The sequence below is a fragment of the Acidithiobacillus concretivorus genome (assembly GCF_018853445.1).
Classification (GTDB): domain Bacteria; phylum Pseudomonadota; class Gammaproteobacteria; order Acidithiobacillales; family Acidithiobacillaceae; genus Acidithiobacillus; species Acidithiobacillus concretivorus.
Window position 1 is genome coordinate 21,183 of sequence record NZ_JABELD010000005.1, and the last position, 6,109, is coordinate 27,291.

Below are 6,109 nucleotides of genomic sequence, written 5' to 3' on the forward strand. Positions count from 1 at the left end.
TCCAGTTTGCAGTGATAATCAGTGACCGGCGACGTGCTTAACGAAGCGCATCATGTTGCAGGTATAACCATATTCGTTGTCATACCAGGACACCACCTTGACGAAAGTCGGATCCAGCTGTATGCCAGCACCAGCGTCAAAAATGGACGGGGTCGGATAGCCACGGAAGTCGGTGGAAACCACTGAGGCTTCAGTGTAGCCGAGGACGCCTTTGAGCGGGCCTTCACTGGCGGCTTTCATGGCCTTGCAGATTTCTTCATAGCTGGTTTCCTTGTTCAGCTCGGCGGTAAGGTCAACCACCGAAACATCAGAGGTGGGAACCCGGAAAGACATACCGGTCAGCTTTTTGTTTAATTCGGGAATCACCTTGCCCACAGCCTTGGCAGCACCTGTAGAGGAAGGAATGATGTTTTCGAGAATGCCACGACCTCCGCGCCAGTCCTTGGAAGAAGGGCCATCAACGGTTTTCTGGGTCGCAGTAGCCGCATGCACTGTACTCATCAGACCACGTTTGATGCCAAAGTGATCGTTGAGTACCTTGGCGATGGGTGCCAAGCAGTTGGTGGTGCAGGAAGCCGCCGAAACGATTTTTTCACCGGCATACTTGCTGTGATTCACCCCGTAAACAAACATTGGGGTGTCATCCTTGGAAGGCGCAGACTGCACCACTTTTTTGGCGCCCGCGTCCAGATGCTTCTGACAGGTCTCGCCTGTTAGGAAAAAACCAGTAGATTCAATGACCACATCGACGTTGACATCGCCCCACTTGAGATTCGCCGGATCGCGTTCGGCGGTCAGACGGATGCTCTTGCCGTTGACGACGAGATCATTGCCCTCGACTTTGACTTCACCCTGAAAGCGACCATGCACCGAATCATACTGCAGCATATAGGCCAGATAGGTAGGCTCAAGCAAGTCATTGATGGCAACGACTTGAATGTTGTTGAACTCTGCTTCCTTGGCGATGGCGCGAAAAGCCATGCGGCCGATACGGCCGAAACCATTAATACCTACGCGAATGGTCATTATATTTACTCCTCAAAATTGCAAATGAATTCAAAGCGACTGGAACTGGGCAACAATGTTGTCCACAGTGAAGCCGAATTTGGCGAAGAGCGTCGGCGCCGGAGCGGAAGCCCCGAAATGGTCAATGCCGACGACGGCTCCATGCAATCCGACGTATTTGTACCAGAGTCCCGTGGTGCCTGCTTCAATGGCGACCCGCTTGCTGATGCTGGCGGGCAAAACGCTTTCCTGATAAGCGGCATCCTGAGCAGCGAAAATATCCATACAGGGCATGGAAACCACGCGAACGGCATGACCCTGTTCAGCCAGTTTCGCCTGGGCCGCCAGGGCCAGTTCAACTTCAGAACCAGTAGCAATCAAAATACCTTGTGCTTTACCACCCTCGGCATCTTTGATGACATAGCCACCGCGACGGGCATTGGCTACGGTTTCATCCGTATGGGGCAGTGCCGGCAGATTTTGACGGCTGAGAGCGAGCAGGGAAGGCGTACGCTGGAGCTTGACGGACGATTCCCAGGCAATGGTTGTTTCTACGGCATCCGCAGGGCGCCAGACGTTGAGATTGGGGATCAGCCGCAAGCTGTTGACCTGCTCGACCGGTTGATGGGTGGGACCATCTTCACCAAGACCAATGGAATCATGCGTCATGACATAAACAACGCGAATACCCATCAGAGCGGACATACGAATCGCATTGCGGCTGTAATCCGAGAAAATCAGGAAGGTGCCACCAAAGGGTAGGAAGCCGCCATACAAGGACACACCGTTCATGATGGCCGACATGCCAAATTCACGTACACCGTAGTGAATGTAGTTGCCCATCAAGCGGTGCTTGCCGATGTCGATAGCTTCTTTCCAGCGAGTATTGTTGGAAGGCGTCAAATCGGCGGAGCCACCCAGAAACTCAGGTAGAGAGGCAGCAATACCCTGAATGGTTTTACCCGAGGCGACACGGGTCGCAATTTTCGGATTTTCCTTACGGAATTCGCTGATCATGCGGGCAATGGCTGCATCAAATTCGGGGCTGGCTTCACCGCTCAGGCGCCGCTCAAATTCGGCTGCTTCCTTGGGGAAGTTGGTCTTGTATTTGGCAAACTTTTCTTTCCAGGCACTCTCCGCCGCTTCACCTTTGGCTTTGGCGTTGTAGCCGTGATAAATCGCTTCTGGAATTTCAAAAGGAGCACCACTCCAGCCGAGATTCTTGCGTGTCAGGGCAATTTCTTCAGCGCCCAGTGCGGCACCATGCACATCGTGGGTGCCGGCTTTATTGGGTGAGCCGTGACCAATGACCGTCTTGCAGCAAATCAGCGTCGGCTTGGTGGTCTGTTTGTGGGCCTGGGCAATGGCTTTTTTGATGGCTTCAGGGTCATGACCATCGACGTGACGAACGACATGCCAGCCGTAGGCTTCAAAACGCGCCGGGGTATCATCCCCGAACCAGTCATCCACATGACCATCAATGGAGATGTTATTGTCATCGTAAAAACAGACAAGCTTGTTCAGACCCCAAACCCCGGCCAAAGAGCAGGCTTCATGGGAAACCCCTTCCATGAGGCAGCCGTCGCCCAGAAACACGTAAGTATAGTTGCTAACGATTTCATGATCGGGGCGGTTGAACTGGGCAGCCAGCATACGTTCCGCCAAGGCCATACCCACTCCGTTGGCAATGCCCTGACCTAATGGGCCTGTGGTGGTTTCAACACCGGGGGCATCGCGATATTCGGGATGACCTGGGGTTTTGCTGTGCCACTGACGGAATTGCTGAAGATCATCAATGGACAAATCGTAGCCGCTCAGATGGAGGAGTGCATACTGCAACATCGAACCGTGGCCGTTGGAAAGAATGAAACGGTCGCGCCCAGCCCAATGTGGATTGGCCGGATTGTGCACCAGAAAATCATTCCACAAGACTTCGGCAATGTCCGCCATGCCCATGGGCATTCCGGGATGGCCGGAGTTTGCTTTTTCGACGGCATCCATGGCCAGAACGCGAATGGCATTGGCCAGATCAGTACGGGTTACAGTCATAACTCACTCCTTGGATAAATGAAAATGTCAGTCGGCGCGCTGGTGGGTGCGGACCCGACGCAAAATACCGTCGTGGCCGGAAATAACCAGGGTTTCGCTCTCTACAAAGTAGTGGGAACGGGTAACGCCATCAAGAATGTCGCCGGAAGTCAGGCCAGTCGCCACGAAAAGCACGTCGTCACTGGAAACCAATTCATCACGGCTCAGCCATTGACCTACTTTCAGGCCCGCTTCGGCAATAGCTTCGGCTTCGCCGGGTTTTTGCGGGGCCAGGCAACCAAACATATCCGCGCCCATGGCACGGGCGGCGCAGGCCGAGATGACGCCTTCGGGTGTGCCACCGATGCCCATCATCGCATCCACTTTGGTACCCAGGGCTGCCATGATGCCACCACTGACGTCACCGTCTGTCTGCAGGCGAACCGTCGCGCCTGCGGCTTGAATTTCCCGGATCATAGCGTCATGACGCGGTTTTTTCAGAAGGAAAATACGCAATTCTTTGACATCTTTGCCGAGAGATTTGGCCAGTGCCTGCAATTTGGCTTTCATGGGTGCTTCGGGATCAATTTTGCCGCGTGCCGGGGCGGGAACAATCAACTTGTCCATGTAATATGCGGGGCCGGGCTGGAACATACTGCCTTTGGGGGCTGCAGCCAGTACACAAATGGAACCGGGCATGCCCTGGGCTAAAAAGGTGGTGCCTTCGACGGGATCTACGGCGATTTCCACTTCCGGACCCGTGCCCGAGCCAACCTGCTCACCATTGTAGAGCATAGGCGCTTCGTCTTTTTCGCCTTCGCCAATGATGACCACGCCGCGCATGGGGACTTGAGCAATGGCAGCGCGCATGGCATCTACAGCGGCTCCATCTCCCAGTTCTTTTTCACCTCGCCCAATCCAGGCGCTGGCAGCGCGGGCGGCAGATTCGGTAACGGGGAGTAGAGACAGCGCAAGACTACCTATGGATGACATAAGGTGGTTCCCTTCAGTGGCGGAATTAATATAGAAGACATCATTCGTTTTAGCATAAATCAAAGGACCGCGTTTGGGAACTCGGAGGCCTTATCGGAGGCATGCTTCAGCCAGTTTCGCCAGGTCTGGTGCAAATTCGGATCCAGTGTGGCCAGAACCGAGCGCGGTTTCAGGTCTTTTTCCTGAAGAGCCTGACCATTGAACTGGGAAATTTGACCGCCCGCTTCCTGGAGAATCAATGCGCCTGCGGCACGATCCCAAAGTTGCTGGGCACCATGCAAATAGAAATGGTAGCGTCCTGCCGCCAGCCAACACCATTCCAATACGGATGAACCGAAATTACGTTGGCTATGAAAGGGGCGTTCATCAATAATGCGCAGGGCCAGATTGCGATCCAGTCGTTTATAGTCTACCACCCCTACGCAGTGTTTCAGTGTTGGCGCTTCGCGAGTCTGGAGTATAGTGCCATCAATTTTAGCCCCTTTTCCCTGTACGGCTGAAAAAAGTTCAGCGCGTACCGGATCATAAATCCAGCCCATGACTGAATGCCCTTTCTCCAGCAGGGCCAGAGAGACGCCGAAAACCGGCACCCCTGCGGCAAAATTACTGGTGCCATCCAGAGGGTCCAGGCACCAAAGTGCATCACTGTTTTCCAGAAGGGATTGTTGTTCTGCGCGGGGCATCTCTTCGCCCAGTAGGGGAATATCGGGGTAGCGGGCGGCCAGCATATCCTGAAGAAAATTTTGACTGTCTATGTCGGCGCTGGTGACGATACTGCCGTCAGGTTTGCGGCTACTGACTACGGTATGAAAACGCGGCAGAACAAAACGCTCGGCACTGGTACGCAGCAATTTCCCCACCCATTGCTGGTCGATTTCATTGATTCTGGACATGCCCATCTCCGTGAATTTTGACCCACTACTACGGCGCTGCGATGATATAATGGTTATTTCTTGCTGAAAGTCTACAGTGATGCCGCGCATTCATTTATACGCTGATTCCGAATTGCCCGAAAGCGGTGCTTTTCTTTTGCCTACGGAGCCCAGCCATCATTTATTGAAAGTGCTGCGCGCACGCGTTGCTCAGGATGTGACCCTCTTCAACGGGGATGGTTTCGTCTATGCCGGTACATTAAAGGACATTTCCGGTAATCGCGCCGAAATCCTGATCAGCGGGCGTTTGCTGCGGCAAACACGTTCTCCGCTCATGATTCATCTTTGGCTGCCCTTGATGCGTGGGGAGCGTTGGGATTGGAGTCTGCAAAAAGCCGTAGAGCTGGGCGTGCAGACGATCCAGCCGGTGGCTTGCCAGCATGCCGTGGTGCAGATCAGAGAAACACGCGGTGAAAAACGCCTCCAGCGTTGGCAGGATATGGTGATTGCAGCCTGTGAGCAAAGTGGCGCGACGAGCATTCCGAAGGTGCTGTCGCCTGTCGCTCTGAGTGATGCCTGGTCCTTGTGCCGGGGTCAGGGTCTGGTTCTGGACCCTGCGCCGGAGAATGCGAAAATGCGTGAACTTCGGCACCCCGGGTCGGAAGTGACTTTGTTAAGTGGGCCTGAAGGTGGATTGAGCACTGCTGAGCTGGCGGCGGCAAGTGCGCATGGTTTTCAAAAGGTGGGTATGGGGCCACGCATTCTGCGGGCGGAAACCGCAGCAGTTGCAGCGGTCGCCGTGCTGCAGGCGTTGTGGGGGGATCTCTGAACGCTAAATCCAGCCGGCTTTTTTGAAGCGACGGTAGAGGTAATAGGATGATCCGGCCATGACGGCCAGGGCCATGGGATATCCGAACTTCCAGTGGAGTTCCGGCATATACTCAAAGTTCATGCCCCAGATGCCCGTAAAAATGGTAATCAATACCAGAATGGCACCCCAACCTGCCAGTTTTTTGTTGACCTCACCGTGGTCAATGGCAATCAGGGAAAGATTAACCTGAATGGCGGTGGAGATAGTGTCTCGGATCAGCAATTCTCAATATGAAGTTTGTCGGCCTCTCCGATCTCTCGGGACAAATTTTCGATTGGCTTTTAGGTGCTTTGCCGCAGCTTTTGCTGTGCGTTGGGCGTTAAAGGATAGAGGAAGATGC

At 54.1% G+C, this 6,109-nt stretch carries 6 protein-coding genes; 1 reads left to right on the forward strand and 5 read right to left on the reverse strand.

The features are described from left to right. Positions 1-18: 18 nt before the first annotated feature. The 4 genes from gap to HJG40_RS01190 are packed head-to-tail and all read right to left on the reverse strand — an operon-like array spanning position 19 to position 4,919. Positions 19-1,026, reverse strand: a complete 1,008-nt coding sequence (gene gap, locus HJG40_RS01175) for a type I glyceraldehyde-3-phosphate dehydrogenase (RefSeq protein WP_215862502.1) — start codon at positions 1,024-1,026, stop codon at positions 19-21. A gap of 30 nt (positions 1,027-1,056) precedes the next feature. Beyond that, positions 1,057-3,054 (reverse strand): transketolase, encoded by a 1,998-nt coding sequence (gene tkt / locus HJG40_RS01180; RefSeq protein WP_215862503.1) that lies wholly within the window; start codon positions 3,052-3,054, stop codon positions 1,057-1,059. Positions 3,055-3,081: 27 nt separating this feature from the next. After that, positions 3,082-4,026 carry a class II fructose-bisphosphatase gene (glpX, locus tag HJG40_RS01185; protein ID WP_031573847.1) on the reverse strand — a complete coding sequence of 315 codons (945 nt, stop codon included), beginning with the start codon at positions 4,024-4,026 and terminating at the stop codon, positions 3,082-3,084. A 59-nt stretch (positions 4,027-4,085) separates the two neighbouring features. Further along, positions 4,086-4,919 carry an inositol monophosphatase family protein gene (locus HJG40_RS01190; RefSeq protein ID WP_215862504.1) on the reverse strand — a complete coding sequence of 278 codons (834 nt, stop codon included), beginning with the start codon at positions 4,917-4,919 and terminating at the stop codon, positions 4,086-4,088. Positions 4,920-4,998: 79 nt separating this feature from the next. On the opposite strand from HJG40_RS01190, the gene HJG40_RS01195 reads away from it, so the two are divergent. Next, positions 4,999-5,727 carry a 16S rRNA (uracil(1498)-N(3))-methyltransferase gene (locus HJG40_RS01195; protein ID WP_215862507.1) on the forward strand — a complete coding sequence of 243 codons (729 nt, stop codon included), beginning with the start codon at positions 4,999-5,001 and terminating at the stop codon, positions 5,725-5,727. A 3-nt stretch (positions 5,728-5,730) separates the two neighbouring features. Here the strand turns inward: HJG40_RS01195 and HJG40_RS01200 are convergent, their stop codons facing one another. Next, entirely contained in the window at positions 5,731-5,991 is a 261-nt protein-coding gene (locus HJG40_RS01200; protein ID WP_226856793.1) for a CorA family divalent cation transporter, read from the reverse strand. Positions 5,992-6,109 lie beyond the last annotated feature (118 nt).

Coding starts and splice junctions, on each gene's coding strand:
- HJG40_RS01195 (WP_215862507.1), top strand. CDS start 4,999: ATGCCGCGCATTCATTTATACGCTGATTCCGAATTGCCCGAAAGCGGT.
- glpX (WP_031573847.1), bottom strand. CDS start 4,026: ATGTCATCCATAGGTAGTCTTGCGCTGTCTCTACTCCCCGTTACCGAA.
- tkt (WP_215862503.1), bottom strand. CDS start 3,054: ATGACTGTAACCCGTACTGATCTGGCCAATGCCATTCGCGTTCTGGCC.
- gap (WP_215862502.1), bottom strand. CDS start 1,026: ATGACCATTCGCGTAGGTATTAATGGTTTCGGCCGTATCGGCCGCATG.
- HJG40_RS01190 (WP_215862504.1), bottom strand. CDS start 4,919: ATGTCCAGAATCAATGAAATCGACCAGCAATGGGTGGGGAAATTGCTG.